Annotated in this window: 19 protein-coding genes; 9 read left to right on the top strand and 10 right to left on the bottom strand. The window is 70.5% G+C overall.

The genetic code is table 11. The features are described from left to right. Genes GA0111570_RS06610 through GA0111570_RS06600 form a run of 3 tightly spaced genes read left to right on the top strand, consistent with a single transcriptional unit; the run spans position 1 to position 3,156 of the window. Positions 1 to 624, top strand: a complete 624-nt coding sequence (locus GA0111570_RS06610) for a TRAP transporter small permease (protein ID WP_139283166.1) — start codon at positions 1 to 3, stop codon at positions 622 to 624. A gap of 1 nt (position 625) precedes the next feature. Then, on the top strand, positions 626 to 1,933 hold the full coding sequence (locus GA0111570_RS06605; RefSeq protein ID WP_092608129.1) for a TRAP transporter large permease: 1,308 nt from the start codon (positions 626 to 628) through the stop codon (positions 1,931 to 1,933). Beyond that, positions 1,930 to 3,156 carry a multidrug effflux MFS transporter gene (locus GA0111570_RS06600; protein WP_175557361.1) on the top strand — a complete coding sequence of 409 codons (1,227 nt, stop codon included), beginning with the start codon at positions 1,930 to 1,932 and terminating at the stop codon, positions 3,154 to 3,156. Before GA0111570_RS06605 ends, GA0111570_RS06600 begins: the two co-directional genes overlap by 4 nt. Positions 3,157 to 3,166: 10 nt before the next feature. Here GA0111570_RS06600 and GA0111570_RS06595 read toward each other — a convergent pair whose 3' ends face one another. After that, positions 3,167 to 3,463 (bottom strand): hypothetical protein, encoded by a 297-nt coding sequence (locus GA0111570_RS06595; RefSeq protein ID WP_092608123.1) that lies wholly within the window; start codon positions 3,461 to 3,463, stop codon positions 3,167 to 3,169. Between the two features lie 147 nt (positions 3,464 to 3,610). Between GA0111570_RS06595 and GA0111570_RS06590 the strand changes: the two genes are divergently transcribed. Further along, complete coding sequence (locus GA0111570_RS06590; RefSeq protein ID WP_175557360.1) at positions 3,611 to 4,084, top strand: GNAT family N-acetyltransferase; 474 nt, start codon at positions 3,611 to 3,613, stop codon at positions 4,082 to 4,084. A gap of 30 nt (positions 4,085 to 4,114) precedes the next feature. On the opposite strand, the gene GA0111570_RS06585 is transcribed toward GA0111570_RS06590, so the two are convergent. Then, positions 4,115 to 4,627, bottom strand: a complete 513-nt coding sequence (locus GA0111570_RS06585) for a hypothetical protein (RefSeq protein WP_175557359.1) — start codon at positions 4,625 to 4,627, stop codon at positions 4,115 to 4,117. A 134-nt stretch (positions 4,628 to 4,761) separates the two neighbouring features. Between GA0111570_RS06585 and GA0111570_RS06580 the strand changes: the two genes are divergently transcribed. Beyond that, on the top strand, positions 4,762 to 5,214 hold the full coding sequence (locus GA0111570_RS06580) for a hotdog fold thioesterase (RefSeq protein WP_092608117.1): 453 nt from the start codon (positions 4,762 to 4,764) through the stop codon (positions 5,212 to 5,214). Positions 5,215 to 5,312: 98 nt separating this feature from the next. Here the strand turns inward: GA0111570_RS06580 and GA0111570_RS06575 are convergent, their stop codons facing one another. After that, positions 5,313 to 6,152, bottom strand: a complete 840-nt coding sequence (locus tag GA0111570_RS06575; RefSeq protein WP_092608114.1) for an alpha/beta fold hydrolase — start codon at positions 6,150 to 6,152, stop codon at positions 5,313 to 5,315. 72 nt (positions 6,153 to 6,224) lie between these two features. After that, positions 6,225 to 8,162, bottom strand: a complete 1,938-nt coding sequence (locus tag GA0111570_RS06570; protein WP_217634050.1) for a glycoside hydrolase family 15 protein — start codon at positions 8,160 to 8,162, stop codon at positions 6,225 to 6,227. 242 nt (positions 8,163 to 8,404) lie between these two features. Between GA0111570_RS06570 and GA0111570_RS06565 the strand changes: the two genes are divergently transcribed. Then, positions 8,405 to 8,986, top strand: a complete 582-nt coding sequence (locus tag GA0111570_RS06565) for a type II 3-dehydroquinate dehydratase (protein ID WP_175557358.1) — start codon at positions 8,405 to 8,407, stop codon at positions 8,984 to 8,986. Further along, positions 8,983 to 9,498, top strand: coding sequence for a type II 3-dehydroquinate dehydratase (locus GA0111570_RS06560; RefSeq protein ID WP_092608105.1), 516 nt, complete (start codon positions 8,983 to 8,985; stop codon positions 9,496 to 9,498). Before GA0111570_RS06565 ends, GA0111570_RS06560 begins: the two co-directional genes overlap by 4 nt. Positions 9,499 to 9,658: 160 nt before the next feature. On the opposite strand, the gene GA0111570_RS06555 is transcribed toward GA0111570_RS06560, so the two are convergent. Beyond that, positions 9,659 to 10,741 (bottom strand): acyl-CoA desaturase, encoded by a 1,083-nt coding sequence (locus tag GA0111570_RS06555; RefSeq protein WP_175557357.1) that lies wholly within the window; start codon positions 10,739 to 10,741, stop codon positions 9,659 to 9,661. 124 nt (positions 10,742 to 10,865) lie between these two features. On the opposite strand from GA0111570_RS06555, the gene GA0111570_RS17305 reads away from it, so the two are divergent. Both GA0111570_RS17305 and GA0111570_RS06545 read left to right on the top strand, forming a co-directional pair. After that, positions 10,866 to 12,140, top strand: a complete 1,275-nt coding sequence (locus GA0111570_RS17305) for a sensor histidine kinase (RefSeq protein ID WP_175557356.1) — start codon at positions 10,866 to 10,868, stop codon at positions 12,138 to 12,140. Further along, on the top strand, positions 12,092 to 12,730 hold the full coding sequence (locus GA0111570_RS06545) for a response regulator (protein WP_092608100.1): 639 nt from the start codon (positions 12,092 to 12,094) through the stop codon (positions 12,728 to 12,730). The genes GA0111570_RS17305 and GA0111570_RS06545 overlap by 49 nt, the downstream gene beginning before the upstream one ends. Before the next feature lie 30 nt (positions 12,731 to 12,760). Here GA0111570_RS06545 and rbsD read toward each other — a convergent pair whose 3' ends face one another. The 5 genes from rbsD to GA0111570_RS06520 all read right to left on the bottom strand — a co-directional run bounded on the left by rbsD (position 12,761) and on the right by GA0111570_RS06520 (position 17,812). Then, entirely contained in the window at positions 12,761 to 13,156 is a 396-nt protein-coding gene (gene rbsD / locus GA0111570_RS06540; protein ID WP_092608097.1) for a D-ribose pyranase, read from the bottom strand. 107 nt (positions 13,157 to 13,263) lie between these two features. Then, positions 13,264 to 14,193: a ribokinase gene (locus GA0111570_RS06535; protein ID WP_217634049.1), complete on the bottom strand. Its 930-nt coding sequence runs from the start codon at positions 14,191 to 14,193 to the stop codon at positions 13,264 to 13,266. Beyond that, positions 14,190 to 15,149 carry a D-ribose ABC transporter substrate-binding protein gene (locus tag GA0111570_RS06530; RefSeq protein ID WP_092608094.1) on the bottom strand — a complete coding sequence of 320 codons (960 nt, stop codon included), beginning with the start codon at positions 15,147 to 15,149 and terminating at the stop codon, positions 14,190 to 14,192. Before GA0111570_RS06530 ends, GA0111570_RS06535 begins: the two co-directional genes overlap by 4 nt. Positions 15,150 to 15,260: 111 nt before the next feature. Further along, positions 15,261 to 16,238 (bottom strand): ABC transporter permease, encoded by a 978-nt coding sequence (locus tag GA0111570_RS06525; RefSeq protein WP_092608091.1) that lies wholly within the window; start codon positions 16,236 to 16,238, stop codon positions 15,261 to 15,263. Then, positions 16,235 to 17,812: a sugar ABC transporter ATP-binding protein gene (locus tag GA0111570_RS06520; RefSeq protein WP_092608088.1), complete on the bottom strand. Its 1,578-nt coding sequence runs from the start codon at positions 17,810 to 17,812 to the stop codon at positions 16,235 to 16,237. Before GA0111570_RS06520 ends, GA0111570_RS06525 begins: the two co-directional genes overlap by 4 nt. Positions 17,813 to 17,838 lie beyond the last annotated feature (26 nt).

Below are 17,838 nucleotides of genomic sequence, written 5' to 3'. Positions count from 1 at the left end.
GTGACCCGAGACCCTGACAACACGAGGGGGCACCGCCGTCCCGACGAGGCGGTGCCCCCGGTCCCGGAGGTCGAGGCCCCGGACTCCACCCACGACCTGCACGCCGTCGAGACCCCCGAGGAGCACGAGGCCCTCACCCGACCGGCCTGGCTGCCGGTCCGCCTGGTCGAGTGGGCCGGCGGCGCCGTGGCACTGGCCCTGATGTTCGGCGTGACCTATGGCGTCATCGTCCGGGCGGCCGGGCGGGGTGTCACCGGCCTGCTCGAACTGGCCGGCGTGGCCGTCCTGGTGCTCACCCTGCTGGGCGCACCGAGCCTGACCTATCGCGACGAGAACGTCCGACTCGAGATCGTCGACATGTTCGCCTCCAGTGCCGTGCTCAAGGTCCTGAACATCATCAGCGACCTGATCCAGCTCGCGGTCGTCCTCGTCATCGTGTACGGCGCGGTGCTTCTGTTCCAGCGCGACCTGGAACGGGGCACGACGATGGGCGGCGAGCTCGGCCTGGGCCGCTTCTGGCTCACCGGGATGATCGCCCTCGGCTTCGCCGTCGTGGCGGCCGCGACCATTCGCAAGCTCTGGCACGACCTGCGGGGCGTGCCCGACAGAGGAAGGGAACGCTGACATGGACTGGTACGTCTTCCTCGCCGCATTCCTCATCGCCCTGCTGATCCTGCTCTTCGCGCGCGTCCCCGTGGCCTACGCCATGCTCGGCATCGGCGTCCTCGGAGCGCTGGTGACCTTCGGGTCGTTCAACGCGGCGCTCAACCAAGTGGTGCTGAGCATCAGCAGCTCGGTCACCAGCTTCACCTTCACAGCCATTCCGCTGTTCATCCTGATGGGTGAGCTGCTGTTCCGCACCAAGGTCGCCCAGGAGGCCCTCGGCGAGATCGCCCTGGTCCTCAACCGGATGCCCGGCCGGCTCGCGATGGTCGCCGTGGGCGGCGGCGCCATGTTCGGCCTGCTGTCCGGTTCCACCCTGGCCAACACGGCACTCTTCGGTCGCACGCTGCTGCCGGAGATGGAGGAGAAGGGCTACGACCAGCGGCTGGCGGTCGGTTCCATCATGGCCTCGGGCGGACTCGCCATGATCCTGCCTCCCAGCGCGTTGGCCATCCTCTGGGGTGGCATCGCCGAGGTGCCGATCGGGCCGCTGCTGATCGCCGGCATCATCCCCGGCCTGATGATGTCCGTCGGCTACATGATCGTGGTCACGCTGAAGCGCAAGGGCGTACCCGAGGAGGAGACGCCGCCGAAGCGAGGGTTCGCCGAGATCGTGAGGTCCGGCGTACGCCATGCCCTGGGGCCGGGCATCATCATCGCGATCGTGCTGGGCCTGATCTTCTTCGGCATCGCCACGCCGACCGAGTCGGCCGCCGTCGGAGCCATGGCGACCCTGGTGTTGGGGCTGGCCATGCGACGGATGACGTTGAGGATCATCTGGGACTCCGCGGTCGGCACCCTGCGAACCTCGACGGTCATCTTCATCATCGTGCTGGGGTCCAACCTGTACAGCCAGTTGATGAGCACCACCGGTGCCACCCGCGGCCTGGTCAAGGCGGTCACCGCGAACATCACCAGCGGACCGGTCCTGCTCCTGGTGCTGATGCTGATCCTGCTCGTGCTCGGCGCGCTGATCGACCAGGTGTCGATCATGATGGTGACCGCCCCGCTGTTCATGCCCCTGGTGGCGCAGTTCGGCTGGGACCCGGTGTGGTTCAGCATGCTGCTGCTGATCAACCTGCAGATCGCCCAGACCACCCCGCCGTTCGGCATGAGCCTGTTCGTGATGAAGGGCGTGGCGCCCCACCTCACCCTGCCCACGCTGTACAAGTCAGTGCTGCCGTGGGTCACCTCGGACTCCACGGTCATCCTGATCTGTGCGATCTTCCCGTCGCTGGTCCTGGTGCTGCCACGGCTGATGGCGGGGTGAGCATCCCGACCCCCGCAGGCGGCAGGTACGCCCGGCTGGTCCTCGTGCTGGGACTGCTCAGCGCCACCGCGGCGCTGAGCACCGACACGTACCTACCCGCCTTCCCGGCCATGGCCCGGGACCTGGCGGCCACGGAGTCCCAGGTCCAGGCCACGCTCGCCGGTTCCCTCATCGGCCTGGGCCTGGGACAGATCGTCACCGGACCGCTCTCGGACGCCCTCGGACGCCGGCGGCCGGTGCTGGTCGGCGTCACCCTGCACATCGTCGCGTCCCTGCTCTGCGCGATCGCCCCGAACGTCAGCTTCCTAATCGCCTTCCGGTTGGTCCAGGGCCTGGCCGGCACCGCCGGCATGATCGCGGCGACGGCCGTCGTCCGCGACCTGTTCGTCGGACGCCGGGCAGCGGTGCTCTACTCGCGGATGGCGTTGGTCATGGGCCTGACGCCGGTGATTGCGCCGACCGTGGGCGGCTTCATGCTCGCGGTCACCTCCTGGCGCGGTGTCTTCTTGGCGCTGGCGGTGATCGGTGTGGTGATGCTGGTGCTCACCGCGCTGTGGCTGCCAGAGACCCTGCCCCCGCAGCGGCGCCACGTGCTGGGGATGGCCACGGCGCTGCGGGCGTACGGCTCGCTGTTCCGCGACCCGGTCTTCCTGATGATGATCGCGGTGGTGGGCCTCGCCTCTGCTTCGATCTTCACGTACGTGTCGGCCTCGCCGTTCGTGCTGCAGAACATGTACGGGATGTCCGCGCAGTCTTTCGGGCTGGTGTTCGGTGGGGTGGCCCTCTCCATCGTTGCGATGTCGCAGGTGAACCCGTTGCTGCTGGCGCGTTTCGGCATCATCACCACCCAGACCCTCATACTGGCCACCGCCGTGGTCAGTGTCTTGGTCATGCTCGTGGTGGTGAGCAACGGGTGGGGCGGCTGGTGGGGCTACGTCCTTCCCTTGGTGGGGATCGTCGGCGGCCTTCCCGCACAGCAGGCCAACTCCGCTGCGATGGCCCTGCACCACCAGGGGGCGGCTTCGGGCACCGCATCGGCGATGCTTGGCGCCGCCCGGTTCGGTGTCGGCGGCCTGGCGACGCCGCTGGTCGGCCTGCTGCTGGGCTCCACGCCGGTGCCGTCGGTGGTCATGCTTACCGTGACGACAGGCCTCGGCCTGGCACTGTTCCTGCTGGTCCGGCCTCGCCTCAGGGGCTACCTGCAGGAGGACAGGGGCCGCTGAGGCGTCGCCCTCAAGCGGTGAATTCTCGCAGGTAGGAAGCCTGGGCGACCAGCCGGTCCGCCTCGGCGGACTCGCCGGCGTCCCGCCTCTCCCGGGCCTGACCCTCGCGCGCGACGGCCTCGGCCAGCACTATGGCCAGCATGTCGCCCTCGGTCAGCTCTCCCTGGGCGGAGCCGGCGGCACTTTCGATGGCGCCGAGAGCTGCTTGGCCGGCTTCGACCGCAGCCTCGTCGTTCTCCCGCATCGCCTGCGGGACCGCGGCATCGAGCCGGTCCCGGACGGAGTCACCTGACAGCGGAGTGGACATGGCAGGAGCCTAACCGCGGTGGTCGGCGCAGGGAAGGGGCGCGCGACCGGCACCTGCATGGCCGGGCCCACCCTGCATGGCCGGTCCGGCCTCCCCTCGTCCGGTCGGCCTCGCCTCCGCCGTTGGTCGCCGGACTAGATTGCGTACGTGCAGGTGAGAGTGGCGACGGACGCGGACGTGCCGGAGATCGTACGACTGAAGGCGCTGATCATGACCTCCTCGTACCCGATCGAGGTGGATCTCGACGGGCATCCCGAGTGGCCGGACCGGGCAGCCGCGGGGATCCGCGACATGCTGGAACATCCCGACTACACGTTCTTCGTCAGCGACGGCGAGGACGGCCGCCTCGCCGGCTGCATCAGCGCGGGGATCACCCACCACGTCCCCGGCCCCGAGTGGGGGCCGCGGCATGCGTACGTGGCCGACATGTGCGTCGACGAGTCGCGTCGTGGCCAGGGTCTGGGCCGGGCCCTGATGGAGGCCGCCCTCGTCTGGTGTCGGCAGCGGGGAGCCCAGAGTGCGCGGCTCGATGCCACCCCCGGCGCCGTGGCCATCTACCAGCGGCTGGGGTTCGACCGGAGCGCCGACGACCTCTTCCCGGCGATGCGCAGGCTCCTGTGACCGGTCGATCGCCGGGGCGGTGCCTCCGGGTCAGCGCCTGACCGGCACCGCGCACGCGATCTCGCCGCGCAGCCGGCGGTGCAGGGCGTACGCCAGCAGGGCGATGCCCAGCACGGCGAGGACCGGCTGTGCCGGGGCGAACCACTGCAGTGCCCCGGAGTACCCGAACGCCAGCAGGGCGATCTTGTTGCACACCGGGCAGCCCACCGCCAGGTAGCTGAGCACCCCGCCGGCCAGGCCGCTGGTCGATCCCTTGTCGGTCGTGGAGGTGCTGCGGACGTACGTGGCGCTGACCAGGCCGGCCAGGAGCGCGGTGACGACCAGCACCGGCCAGGCCCACCAGGTCACCGGGACCGCGCGGCCGAAGATCGAGTTCGGGATCAGGACGGTCGGCAGGCCGACCACCAGGACGGTGCCGACCGCGGCGAGTGCCGCGGCCCACCACCGGCGGGCGGGCCAGTCGCGCAGGGTGGTCCAGGCGCTGGTCGGCGCGGCCGTGAGGGTGACGGTGCCCGGCTGCTCGGCCGCTTCGGTCGTCGGCATCGGTGATCCCTTCATCGCCATCGGTGGTCCCTTCGTCGGTGGTTGCCCAGCGCCTACCGTACTTGATACCCGCAGGGGTATCCAGGGTCGGGGGACGCGGCGGAACGCCTGGTCGGTGGGTTACCTTGGCGCCCATGAGCATCTGGTTCGACGGTCCGCCCGACGTGGCCGAGGTCAACGCGCGCAGCCGCGGTTCCGCGGTGGAGCACCTGGGCATCGAGATCATCTCGTGCACCGACGACTCGCTGCGCGGCCGGATGCGTGTCGACGAGCGTACGGTCCAGCCGGCGGGTGTCCTGCACGGTGGGGCGTCGGTGCTGTTCGCCGAGACGCTGGCCAGTTGGGCCGCGACGTACGTCGTGGACCAGACCAAGCAGTACGCGGTGGGTCTGGAGGTCAATGCCAACCACGTGCGCCCCGGACTGCCGGGGATGCTGGAGGGGGTGGCGACGCCGCTGAACCTGGGCCGGACCACCCAGATCTGGGACATCCGGATCACCAACGAGGCCGGCAAGCTGGTCTGCGTGAGCCGCTGCACGATGGCGGTGCTGGACGTGCCGACGCAGTACCGGAGCGCGGGAGCGTAGCGGCGTCGGCCGGGTTGGATCTGCGGTCGTTGGATCTACGGGCGTTGGATCTAGGGGCGGTGGATCTGCGGGGGCTACTGGGCGGCAGGACCAGCCGGTCAGCCGATCGGGTGCTCGGTCATGAAGTCCAGGATCGCTGCCGCCACGTCGGCGGCGCGGTTCAGGCAGGCCGAATGGTCCGCACCCTCGATGACGACGGTTCGGGCCTCCGGGAGCCATTGGGCCAGCAGGCCGGTGGACTGCTGGAACCACGGACCGCTGGTGGTGCCGCGCAGGCACAGGACCGGGCACGGGATCCGGCCGGCCCGGTCGGCATCGAACTCCCACGCCAGCAGCGCGGGGATGTCGTGGGCGAAGAACAGGTCGGCCTCCGCGTCGATCGCCGCCACCGAGCCCGGGACCAGGCGTTCGATCTCCGTACGCCACTCGGGTCCGTCCAGGGCGCGCTCGAAGGCGTGGAGTGTCTCGACCGCGCCGATCGCCTGTTCCTGCTCGAGCAGGTCGGCGTTCCGGCTGCGGAACTCCGCGGCGTTCGGGGTGTAGGTCGGCGGAGGTTCGTACACGGTCAGGGTGTGCACCAGGTCGGGGCGGGCCTCGGCCAGTTCCAGGGCGATCGCGCTGCTGTAGGAGGCCCCGACGACGTGGGCACGCCCCATCCCCAGCTCCCGCAGGATCGCTGCCGCATCCGCCGCCTCCTCGGCGATCGTCCCGCCGAGCTGGACGTGGCTACTGCCGCCCGAGCCACGGCGGCGGTACTGCACGACCCGGTACCGCTCGGTGTCGGCCAGCAGGCGGGCGAGCGGCGCGAGCTCGTACGGGTTGACGGCGGTGGGGATGACAAGGACGGGTTCGCCCTCCCCGGTGAGGAGGGTGTCGAGCTCGCCGCCCTGGATGCAGACGCGGCGATGCTCGGAGGTGTGCTCGGACCGGGTGCCCATGGCACCAGAGTGCACCCGGGGCCACCGACCCGCCAGTGCTCGGGGCGACGTCCTCGCAGGCCGCCGGGCGACTCACCCGTGGCTGGGCCGCCGGTCGCGCTCGGACAGCCGCTGCTTGCCGCTCGCCTCCTCGACGGCGTCCACCGCGTGGATGAAGCCGAGGTGGCTGAACGCCTGCGGGAAGTTGCCGGCCAGCCGGCCGGCGCCGGCGTTGTACTCCTCGCTGTAGAGCCCCAGGTCGGTGGCGAACCCGGTCAGCCGGTCCAGCAGCGTACGGGCCTCCTCGAGCCGGCCGCTGCGCGCGTACTGCTCCACCAGCCAGAACGAGCAGATCAGGAACGGGTACTCCCCGCCCGGCAGCCCGTCCAGCCCGGACTCGGTGCGGTAGCGGCGCAGCAGCCCCGAGTCGTCCATCAGGTCCTGCTCGATCCGCGCCACCGTGCCGAGCATCCGCGGGTCGTCGTACGTCACGAAGCCGGTGTGCGTCAGTTGCAGCAGTGAGGCGTCGACCTCGGTGGTCCCGTACGTCTGGGTGAAGCTGCCGAGTTCCTCGTTGTAGCCGTGCTGCAGGATCTCCTCGCCCAGCCGTTCGCGCAGGTCCCGCCAGCGGTCGACCCGCCCGTCCAGCCCGTGCTCCTCCACAGCGCGGATGCCCTCGTTGAGCGCGGCCCACATCATCGCCCGGCCATGCACGAAGAAGGCCGGCTCCCCGCGCATCTCCCAGATGCCGTGGTCCTTGCGGTCCCAGTTCCTCTCCACGAAGCGCAGCAGGTTCTTCTGCAGGCCCCAGGAGTACTCGTCCTCGTCGATGCCGGCGTCCCGCAGGGCGGCCAGTGCCAGCATCACCTCCCCGACGACGTCGGCCTGGTACTGCTTGGCCGCGCCGTTGCCGGTCCGGACCGGCCGGGAGCCCTCGTAGCCGGACAGGTGCGGCAGTTCGAACTCGGGTAGTTCGCGCTCCCCGGCCACCCCGTACATGATCTGCAGGTCGTCCGGGTCACCGGCGACGGCCCGCAGCAGCCAGTCGCGCCAGTGCAGCGCGCCCTCGGTGAAGTCGTGCCGGATCAGGGTCTCGATGGTCAGCGCCGCGTCCCGCAGCCAGGTGAAGCGATAGTCCCAGTTGCGGACGCCGCCGAAGTCCTCGGGCAGGGAGGTGGTCGCCGCGGCGACGATGCCGCCGGTCGCCTCGTGGGTGAGGGCGCGCAGCACCATCAGCGAGCGCAGCACCAGGTCGTCGTGGCGGCTGTGCACCTCCACCTCGGCCGACCATTCGCGCCACCAGGCGATGGTCTTCTCCAAGGCGTGGGCGTGCTCGACCGGCACCGGGGGGTACCGGTGGGAGGGGTGCCAGGTCAGCACCCAGTCCAGGGTCTCGCCCTCCGCGAGGGGGAAGATGCCTGTCAGCCGGTCGGAGACGGCGCCCTGGTAGTCGTCGGGATGCCCCTTGGGGGAGGCGTCGTGGCGATCCTCCATCCCCTCCTGGGGCTCGACCTGTTGGTCGGCGTGCGGGTGCAGCAGCGGCCCGGCCAGTAGCAGGGCGTTCGGGCCGGCCACCGACAGCAGCCCCTCCTTGGCGGTGCCGCGCAGGTCCACCCGCCGGGTCCAGGGCATGGACCGCGCGTAGTCGAAGCGGATCCGCAGGTCGTGCTCGACCTCGACGTGGCCTTTCGTGCAGGTCACCCGCCGCACCACGTCTGCCTGTCGGTCGCTGGAGGGCAGGAAGTCGGTGACCACCATGGTGCCGGTAGGTGTCCGCCACACCGTCTCCAGCACGAACGTACGCGGCAGGTAGCGCCGGGCGACCACCTCCCCGTCGACGGCCGAGACCTTCCACCGCCCGTCCTCGGGGCCACCCAGCAGCGCGGCAAAGACCGAGGGTGAGTCGAAGCGGGGGAAGCACAGCCAGTCGATGCTGCCGTCGCGGGAGACCAGCGGGCCGGTGTGCAGGTCCGACAGGAGTGCGTAGTCCTCCAGCGGGGTGGACGTGGAGTCAGCAGGCTGATCCGTCATGCCCTTCATTGAAGCAGCCGGGGGCGGAGCGGGGTGGTGTGCCGCCCTGAGAATTTGGTCCTTCCCGCGGTTGTTCGGCGGTCCGGAGGCGTTCCGGAGTGGGGAAATCGGGTTGACGACCTGTGCCCTGGGTCACAGCCTGTTCTCAGGGCGGGCGAATCGATGACGATTCTCCGCTCCCAGCCGATTCTCGATATCGATAGTCGGCCCTACATCGTGGTGACTCAATGAGGAGCGAACGCGTGGTTCGGACATCCAATGACGGGAAGCGCTGGCGCATCGGCGTCATCGACGGCCCGAACATGTCGTTCATCGGGCGAGAGAAGGGTGCCCGGCACCACAACCTCCAGAGCTGGGACGAGCTCCGCGACCTGGTCGCTGCGACCGGGGACCGGCTGGGCGTCGAGATCCTCCACACGGTCTCCAACTACGAGGGCCGGATCCTGGAGTGGATCCACGCCGAGGGGCCGGGCCTGGACGGCCTGCTGGTCAATCCGGGGGGCCTGACCACCTACGGCGAGGGGCTGCGGCACGCGCTGGAGGAGAACGGCACGCCGTACGTCGAGGTGCACCTGTTCAACCCGGTCCAGTACTACGCCTCGGTCTCTCCCCACATCCGGCTCGAGTCGAGGCTGACCAGCTCTGCCCAGGGCGTGGTGGCGGGCTTCGGCGAGCATGGCTACGTGGCTGCGCTCGTGGGGCTGGTCTCGTACCTGGACGGGTTCTCGGAGGCCGATCCTGTCGAGGAGACCGAAGGGGCCGACGCGGCCGGGCACACCGAAGGGGCCGGGCACGCCGAGCCGGCCGAGGGGGCGGGCCGGTGAGGAACCTCCCGCTCGGCAGCTTCCGGGCCTCCCGCGCGATCCGTACGATCGGCGTGATCGACGGGCCCAACATGAGCCAGCTCGGCAAGCGCAATGCGAAGAAGTACGGCACGATCGGCCGGGACGACTTCAACGCGCAGCTCCGGGAATGGGCCGACGGACTCGGCGCCGAACTCGTCCTGCTGGTGAGCAACCACGACGGCGAGATCCTGGAGTTCATCCACGCGAACGCCGACGTCGTCGACGGCTGGATCGTCAATCCCGCCGGTTGGCAGATCTACGCCGAGCCCGTACGCCACGCCCTCGAGATGACCGGGAAGCCGAACGCCGAGACGCACTTCGCCAACACCGTCACGCACTTCGCGCACGCGCAGCCCCACGTACGGGTCGAGTCGGGCCTCACCGGCACCGCCCTCAGCCTGACGATGGGCCTGCGGCAGTACTCCTACCTGACCTCCCTGATCGGCCTGCTCAACGTCATCGACGCGCAGCAGGAACCCGCTTCGGCCTGAGGGTGGCGCACCGGGGGAGCCGGCCGTACGCACACACGTACGTGCGGTGCTGAGCACCCGGGCACGTGCCGAACGGGCCGCTCCTGGTGGGAGCGGCCCGTTCGGCGTCGGACGACTGTCCGGAACCAGCTGCCGGGTGCGGCCCCGGGGCCGCAGAGACTCAGACGAGTCGCGCCGGCTGCTGGCCGGTGCCGACCGCGTGCAGGTAGTCCAGGATCTGGCGGTAGGACCGGACGAAGCCGACCTTGACGTACGGCAGGTCGATCTCGTGGCAGTACTCCTCCACGATCGGCTGGGCGTACTTCAGGTGGGAACGCGGCATCGAGGGGAAGAGGTGGTGCTCGACCTGGTAGTTCAGACCACCCATGAAGAAGTCGACCACGGGCGAGCCGATGATGTTGCGGGAGGTCGGCACCTGCTTCTGCAGGTGGTCCAGCTTCTCCTGCTCGTTCACCTCGAGCATCTCCATGCCCTTGTGGTTCGGTGCGAAGACCGAGGCGAGCATGAAGCCCCAGATACCCGAGTGGATCGCGAGGAAGACGAGCGCCTGCAGCGGTGAGAACAGCCACAGCAGCAGGCCCAGGGTCAGCGACCAGTGCAAGGCCAGTAGCAGGCCCTCGACCAGCCGCGTGCCGCGGGGTCGGCGGGCCAGCCACATGATGCCCTCGAACTGGAGCAGCCAGCCCTGGAACGTGAGCAGCGGGAAGAACAGGCCGGCCTGGTGGCGGGACATCCACAGGCCGAGGCCGGTCTTCTTGGCGTGCTGGGCCTCCGACCAGGTGATGATGCCCTCGGCCACGTCGGGGTCCAGACCCTCGTGGTTCGGGTTGGCGTGGTGGCGGTCGTGCTTGTCGTTCCAGTACCCGAAGCTGACGCCGAGCAGGACGTTGGCCGCGAGCAGTCCCACGCGGTTGCTCAGGGAGCGCGGGCCGGGCAACTGCTTGTGGCCGGCGTCGTGGGCGACGAAGCTGACCTGTCCCCAGACCAGGGCCAGCAGCGGGGCCAGCAGCAGCGCCCACCAGCTGCCCGCCAGCAGCACCATGCTCGCCACGATCGCGGCGGTGGCCGCCACGATGGCGATGCCGGTGACCACGTAGAAGCGGGTCGCCCCGCCCATCAGGCCACGGGCCTTGATCCGCTTGATCAGCGGCCGGAAAGTACTCTGCCCGGCCCGCCGCACCCCGTTCGGAGCCGCTGCGGGGGCAGCCAGGGGATCGGCCGCTGCTTCCAGGTATGTCGTCATACTTCGAGTCTTCCCTCCGGCGCCGCTCCGCACACTGGTGCCAGGACCCGGATCGGTAGGGGTGTTAGCACCCCTACCGCCCTGCGTCACGACAGGGTTCGTGGCGGCGGGCGATGATGGAGGGGTGAAGTGGCGATGGCAATTGACCCTGGTGGCACTGGTCGCCGCGCTGCTCTCGGTGGTCTGCCTGGTCCCTGCGGTGGTAGCCCTGCTCAGCCTGCCGCTCACCGTCCTGTGGGTGGGCATCCCGCTGCTGATCGGCTCCACCTGGGTCGGCCGCCGGCTCGCCAATGCCTACCGCTACGGCGCCGGCCTGGTGCTCGGTCGGCCGGTGCCGCGCCCGTACCGGACGGAGGACCAGCACCGCGGCTTCTTCGTCGTCGTCCGCGGGCTGCTGACCGACGAGGCGACCTGGCGCGACCTGTTGTGGGCCGGGGTGAACGCCACCGCAGGGTTGGCGCTGACCGCGCTCCCGCTGGTCTTCCTCGCCCTCGCCGCGGCCGCCCTCGCCCTCCCGTTCGCCGACCTGCTGCCGCTGTCACTCCCCCTGCCAGCCTCCACCGATGATGCGGCCTGGTGGGAGCTGGCGCTGGCCGGCCTGGTCATGGCCGTAGGACTGCTGGTGGCGTGGTGGTACGCCACCCCCCACCTGGTCCGGACCTGGGCAGCGATGGTCGACGCCATGCTGGGGCCGTCGAGGACGGCGGTGCTCAGTAGCCGGGTCGCCGCGCTGACCACCAGCCGGGCCGACAGCGTCGACTCGGCGGCCCAGGAGATCCGCCGGATCGAGCGCGACCTGCACGACGGGGTCCAGGTCCGGCTGGTCAGCCTGGGGATGACCATCGGGCTGGCCGAGGAGCTGGTCGCCTCGAAGCCCGACCGGGCGCGCCAGATGCTGGCCGAGGCCCAGCGGTCCGTGACCGACACGCTGCAGGACCTGCGCCGGCTGGTGCACGGGATCCATCCCCCGGTGCTGGCAGACCGCGGCCTGGTCGGGGCGGTCCGCTCGCTGGCGCTCGACCTGCCGCTCGACCTCGAGGTGCGCACCTCCGGCTTCGGCGGCGACGAGTCCGTTCGCCTGCCCGCACCGGTGGAGGCGTGCGCGTACTTCGTCATCTCCGAGGCGCTCGCCAACATCGTCAAGCACTCGGGCGCCGATCGCGGGGAGATCCTGCTGGAACTGGAACCGGGCATCCTGCACGGAGTCGTACGTGACGAGGGACGGGGCGGTGCGAAGGTGGACGGCGGCAGCGGTCTCAGCGGCATGCAACGGCGCCTGGCCGCCTTCGATGGGACACTGACGGTGACCAGTCCACCCGGTGGACCCACCATCGTGACCATGGAGGTGCCGTGCGAGCCCTTGTCGCCGAGGACCACGCCATCCTCCGAGCCGGACTGATCCAGCTGCTCGAGGCCCACGACATCGAGGTGGTCGAGGCGGTCGCCGACGAGCCCTCACTGGTGCGGGCCCTCGAGAGACCCGACATCGACGTGGCCATCCTGGACGTCCGTCTGCCCCCGACAGGGACAGACGAGGGGCTGCGGGCTGCCGTGCAGGCCCGCCGCCGGCGCCCCGGGCTGCCGATCCTGGTGCTCAGCCAGTACGTCGAGCAGCTCTACGCCCGCGAGCTCCTCGCCTCGGAGGAGGGGGCCGTCGGCTACCTGCTCAAGGACCGGGTGACCAATGTCCAGCAGTTCATCAGCTCCGTACGCCAGGTCGCCGCCGGCGGCACCGTGATGGACCCCGAGGTGGTCAACCAGCTACTGCGTCGCCGCGGTGCCCGGCTCGCCGCCCTCACCCCGCGCGAGCGCGAGGTGCTGGAGCACATGGCCCACGGCCGCTCGAACGCGGCGATCGGGGACGCCATGTCGATCACCGAGAAGGCGGTCGGCAAGCACATCGCCAACATCTTCGCGAAGCTCGACCTGCCGGCCTCCGACGACGACAACCGCCGGGTGCTGGCGGTGCTGGCCTACCTGCAGCGCTGAGCCGACTGGGTGGAGATCGCGCCACACCCATCAGAACGGGACGCCGCACCTCAGCAGCACGTTGGCGTACGGCGTGGTCTCGCCGGTACGCACCACGAACGCGGCGCCCGCCACGCGGTGCTTCAGCTCCACGTGCGGGATGTAGGCCAAGGGCGCGTCGAGGGGCAGCAGGCGGGAGGTGAGCCAGCCGTCCGCCTCAGTGCCGCGGACCTCCTCGGCGGCCGTACCGGCCTCCACCACGATCTCGGCGAGCAGGGCGTCGAGCACCTCGGTGAATCGCGGGATGCCGAACACCAGGGCCAGGTCGATCACCGGGACCTGGGCGGGGACGGGCAGGCCGCAGTCGGCGACCACCACCAGATCGGTGTGCCCCAGCCGGGCCACCGCCCGGTTCAGGTCCGGATTGAGCAGGCCGTGCTTCTTCATGGTTCTCCTTCGCGGTTCGGTTCCGGCGAGGACGGGGGCGAGGGGTGGGGCCGACGGCGTGCACCGCATGGGGGGAATGACGTGTGCACGCCGCCGGGTCCGGGGGATCAGCTCGGCAGCTGGTCCAGTTCGGTGGGATAGGACGGTTGGGCCCCGGGGCCGGTGCAGGCGTACGCCCCGACGCGGGCCGCGTGGGCGGCGGCGTCGTCGAGGTCGAGCCCGGCGGCGAGCCCTGTCGCCAGGGCGCCGACGAACGCGTCCCCGGCACCGGTGGAGTCGACGACCTCCACCCGGGGCGAGGGCACCCGGCGCAGCCCAGAGCCGTCGGTGAGCACGGCACCGTCCGCCCCGACGGTCATCACGACCGAGGCCACGCCCGCCGCGTGGATGGCCTCGACCAGGGCATCCTGGCCGGCGGCATCGCGAGGGTCGGGCGACTCGGCCCCCGGCGCCAGCAGGGCGTACGCGTACGTGGCCTCGTGCTCGTTGACCACCAGCGGGTCGGCCCGGCGCAGCACCTCCGGGTCGACCGCAACGGCAGGGGCGAGGTTGACCACCAGGCGGCCACGCGCGGACCGGGCGGCGGCCTCGATGCCGTCGCGAGGGATCTCGCCCTGCAGGACCACCACCGCGGACGAGGCGATCACCTCGCGGGCGGCCTCGACCGCGGCGGCGTCGACCGCGGCGTTGGCTCCGGCGATGACGATGATCGCGTTCTCCCCGTGCGCGTCCACGGTCACCACCGCGAGCCCGGTCGGGCCCTCCACCGCGTGCACGTGGGCCAGGTCGACCCCGACGCGGCGCAGGTAGGTGGTGGCCGGTTCGGCGTACGCGTCCTCGCCCACGGCCCCGACCATCCGGACGTCGGCGCCGAGGAGCGCGGCGGCGACGGCCTGGTTGGCGCCCTTGCCGCCGGGGGAGATGGTGCCCCCGCTGCCCGGCACGGTTTCACCGGGCAGCGGATGGCGGTCGACGGTGATCATCAGGTCGGCGTTGATCGAGCCGACCACGGTGATCGTGGCGGGGGACACGGTCACTTCTTGAACTGCGAGAGGTTGTCCTTGGTCACGGTCACGACCTCGACCGGGATGGTCGCCTTCGGCTGGCCGCCGTCGAGGATGGTCTTGGCCTGCTCGACTGCCAGTGCCCCCAGCTTGTCGGGCTGCTGGGCGATGGAGGCCTTCATCGTGCCCTTCTCGATCGCGGTCAGGCCGTCCGCGGTGCCGTCGAAGCCGACCACCTGGACGCTGGTGCCGGCCTTGGAGCCGAGCGCCTCGATCGCACCGAGGGCCATCTCGTCGTTCTCGGCGAAGATCGCCTTCACGTTCGGGTTGGCCTGCACCAGGTTGGTGGCGACGTCGAGGGCCTTGGCGCGGTCGAAGCCGGCGGTCTGCTTGGCGACGACCTTGATGTTCGGGTAGGCCTTGATGCCCTGCTCGAAGCCGTTGCCGCGGTCACGTGAGGCCGACGAGCCGGGGATGCCCTGCAGGACGATCACGTTGCCCGTCTCCCCGATCGCCTTGGCCAGCGCGTCGGCGGCCTGCTTGCCACCGGCGACGTTGTCGGAGGCGATGAACGAGGCGACCTGCGCATTGTTGACGCCACGGTCGACCGCGATCACCGGGATCTTCGCGTCGTTCAGCGCCTTGACCGCCGGGGTGACGGCGTCGGAGTCGGTCGGGTTGACGATGACCACCTTCGCGCCCGAGGTCTGGGCGTTGTTCAGCTGGTTGACCTGGGTGGCCGGGTCGTCGGAGGCGTCCTGGATGTCGAGCTGGACGTTGAGTTCCTTGGCCTTGGCCTGGGCGCCGTCCCGCAGCTGCACGAAGAAGGGGTTCGTCTGGGTGGACAGGGCCATCACGACCTTGCCGGTCGAGGCGGAGCTGCCGCCTCCGGGAGCGGTGTCGGTGCCGCGGTTGCAGGCAGCGGTGCCGCCGAGGCTGATGGCGAGCACTGCTCCGGCCGCGAGGGCCTTCTTCCATGAGGTGAACATCGTTGTTTCCCTTCAGGTGGTGCCGGGGTCGGTCGACCCCGGGGTTGTCGTGAGGATGCTGCTGTCGTGTGGCGGGTGGGTGGTGTGAGGGGGGTCGTACGGGAGGACCGGTCAGTGGGTCTTCTTGGCGCGGAAGACGTCGAAGCCCACCGCGAGCGCGATGACCAGGCCGATGACGACCTGCTGCCAGAACGAGGAGACGTTGAGGATGTTGAGGCCGTTGCGGATGACGGCGAGCAGGATCGCGCCGATCAGGGTGCCGGAGGCCCGGCCCGACCCGCCGGCGAGCGAGGCGCCGCCGATCACGCAGGCCGCGATGGCGTCCAGCTCGTACGACACGCCGGCCTGGGGCTGGGCGGAACTGAGCCGCCCGGCGAGCACCATGCCGGCCAGCCCGGCGAACAGGCCGGAGAGGGCGTAGACCGCGACCAGCACCTTGCGGACCGGCAGGCCGGAGAGCCTGGCTGCCTCGGTGTTGCCGCCGATCGCGTACATCGAGCGGCCCAGGATCGTACGGTTCAGGACGAACCAGCAGACGACGCCGGCCAGCGCCATCATCAGGATCGGCACCGGCAGGAACGCCAGGTCGCCGCCCATCGCGTTGACCGACGGCGCGGTCTTGAGCGGGGTGCCGTCGGAGACGACCAGGGTGAGGCCGCGCGCGACCGACATCATCGCCAGGGTGCCGATGAAGGCCGGCAGCTTGCCGTACGCGATGCCCAGGCCCGAGACCGCGCCGGCGGCCAGGCCGACCAGCAGGCCGATCAGCAGGGTGAGCCAGCCGGGCAGCCCGATGTCGGAGAACATGAACGCCGACACCATCGCGCCCAGGGCGGCCACCGATCCGACGGACAGGTCGATACCCGCGGTGACGATGACGAAGGTCATGCCGAAGGCGAGGATGGCGACCACCGCGGCCTGGATGCCGATGTTGATGATGTTCGGGATGGTGAGGAAGCGCGGCGTGGCGATGAACAGGGCCAGGCACAGGACCAGCAGGCCGACCAGTGCGCCGTTGTTCAGGGCGAACTGCCCGAGCCGTCGGCCGGGGGACGTACGGGTGGCGGGGGTGGCTGTGGCGGTGCTCATGATGCCTTCCTGTCTGGGGGCGCCGGGTCGTCGCCGGACGCGGTGATGATGCCCTCCTGGGGCAGGTCGGTGGCCCGTCCCGGTTCGACGGCACTGACGGCCAGGGCCATCACCCGATCCTGGGTGGCTCCCTCGGCCGGCAACTCACCGGCGACCCGGCCGCGGCTCATCACGAGGATCCGGTCGCTCATCCCGAGCACCTCGGGCAATTCGCTGGAGACCATCACCACGGCGCCGCCGTTGTCGGTGACCTGGTTGATCAGTTCGTAGATCTCCACCTTGGCGCCGACGTCGACGCCGCGGGTGGGTTCGTCGAGGAGCAGGACTCGGGAGTGCGCCTGCACCCAGCGGCCGAAGACGACCTTCTGCTGGTTGCCGCCCGACAGGTCGCGGACCGGCTGGTCGAGGGAGGCGAGGCGTACGCGCAGTCGCTTGCTCACCTCGTCGGCGCGGCGGCGCTGGCCGCGGCGGTCGGCGAGGCCGGCGTGCCCGGTGGACCACAAGGTGGCGTACCCGAGGTTCTCCTCGACCGTGCCGCCGAGCACGAGACCCTCGGCCTTGCGGTCCTCGGGGACGTGGCCGATGCCCCGGGCGATGGCCTGGGTGACGCGGTGCTTCGGCAGCCGGCGGCCCAGGAGCTCGACCGTGCCGGCCTCGTAGTCGTCGGCGCCGGCGATGGCGCGGACGACCTCGGTGCGTCCGGCTCCGACCAGGCCGGCCATGCCGAGGACCTCGCCGGCGCGCACCTCGAAGCTGACGTCGCGGAACCGGCCCTCCGCGGTGAGTCCGTCGACCTTGAGCAGTACCTCCCCGGGGTCGGAGCGGTGGCGCGGGAACTGGTCCTCGATGTCGCGGCCGACCATCATCCGGATCAGTTCGTCCTGCTCCGTGGTGGCGGGCACCTCCCCGACGAACCTGCCGTCGCGCAGCACCGTGACGGTGTCGCCGATCTCGGCGATCTCCTCGAGGTGGTGGGAGATGAATGCCATCGCCACTCCCTTGGCCCGCAGTTCCTCGACCACGTCGAACAGCTGGCGGATCTCCCGCCCGGTCAGGGCGGCGGTCGGCTCGTCGAGGATGAGGATCCGGGCGTCGACCGCCAGGGCCTTGGCGATCTCCACCAGCTGCTGCCGGGCCACGCCCAGCGTGCCGACCGGCCGGTCCAGATCCACGTCGAGGCCAATCCGGTCGAGGGCCTGCTTGGCCCGCCGGCGGAGTTCGCCGCGGCGGACGAGGCCGAACGCGGACGGCGTACGTCCCAGCATCACGTTCTCCGCGACGCTCATGTTGGGCGCCAGGTTGAGTTCCTGGTGGATGGTGGCGATGCCGTGGGCTTCGGCGGTGCGGGTGTCGGGGATGACGGTCTCCTTGCCGTCGACCAGGATCCGGCCGCCGTCGGGCTGGTAGACACCGCACATCATCTTGATCACCGTCGACTTGCCGGCGCCGTTCTCGCCGAGCAGGGCGGTCACCTTGCCGGGATACAGGTTGACCGAGACGTGGTCGACGACAGTGACGGGCCCGAAGCGCTTGGACACGCCGTCGAGGCTGAGGACCGGGGTGGGGTCAGACATGCCATCACCTCCTTGTGATGTGGTCG

It is taken from the genome of Raineyella antarctica (genome assembly GCF_900092135.1).
Lineage (GTDB): Bacteria > Actinomycetota > Actinomycetes > Propionibacteriales > Propionibacteriaceae > Raineyella > Raineyella antarctica.
The sequence above is the reverse complement of the archived record's forward strand: the minus strand, read 5'-3'. Positions and strand labels throughout refer to the sequence as shown.

Excerpts from the sequence above, each read along its gene's own strand:
- GA0111570_RS06605 (WP_092608129.1), top strand. The coding sequence starts at position 626 with ATGGACTGGTACGTCTTCCTCGCCGCATTCCTCATCGCCCTGCTGATC.
- GA0111570_RS06595 (WP_092608123.1), bottom strand. The coding sequence starts at position 3,463 with ATGTCCACTCCGCTGTCAGGTGACTCCGTCCGGGACCGGCTCGATGCC.
- GA0111570_RS06585 (WP_175557359.1), bottom strand. The coding sequence starts at position 4,627 with ATGCCGACGACCGAAGCGGCCGAGCAGCCGGGCACCGTCACCCTCACG.
- GA0111570_RS06580 (WP_092608117.1), top strand. The coding sequence starts at position 4,762 with ATGAGCATCTGGTTCGACGGTCCGCCCGACGTGGCCGAGGTCAACGCG.
- GA0111570_RS06575 (WP_092608114.1), bottom strand. The coding sequence starts at position 6,152 with ATGGGCACCCGGTCCGAGCACACCTCCGAGCATCGCCGCGTCTGCATC.
- GA0111570_RS06570 (WP_217634050.1), bottom strand. The coding sequence starts at position 8,162 with ATGACGGATCAGCCTGCTGACTCCACGTCCACCCCGCTGGAGGACTAC.
- GA0111570_RS06555 (WP_175557357.1), bottom strand. The coding sequence starts at position 10,741 with ATGACGACATACCTGGAAGCAGCGGCCGATCCCCTGGCTGCCCCCGCA.
- rbsD (WP_092608097.1), bottom strand. The coding sequence starts at position 13,156 with ATGAAGAAGCACGGCCTGCTCAATCCGGACCTGAACCGGGCGGTGGCC.
- GA0111570_RS06530 (WP_092608094.1), bottom strand. The coding sequence starts at position 15,149 with ATGTTCACCTCATGGAAGAAGGCCCTCGCGGCCGGAGCAGTGCTCGCC.
- GA0111570_RS06525 (WP_092608091.1), bottom strand. The coding sequence starts at position 16,238 with ATGAGCACCGCCACAGCCACCCCCGCCACCCGTACGTCCCCCGGCCGA.
- GA0111570_RS06520 (WP_092608088.1), bottom strand. The coding sequence starts at position 17,812 with ATGTCTGACCCCACCCCGGTCCTCAGCCTCGACGGCGTGTCCAAGCGC.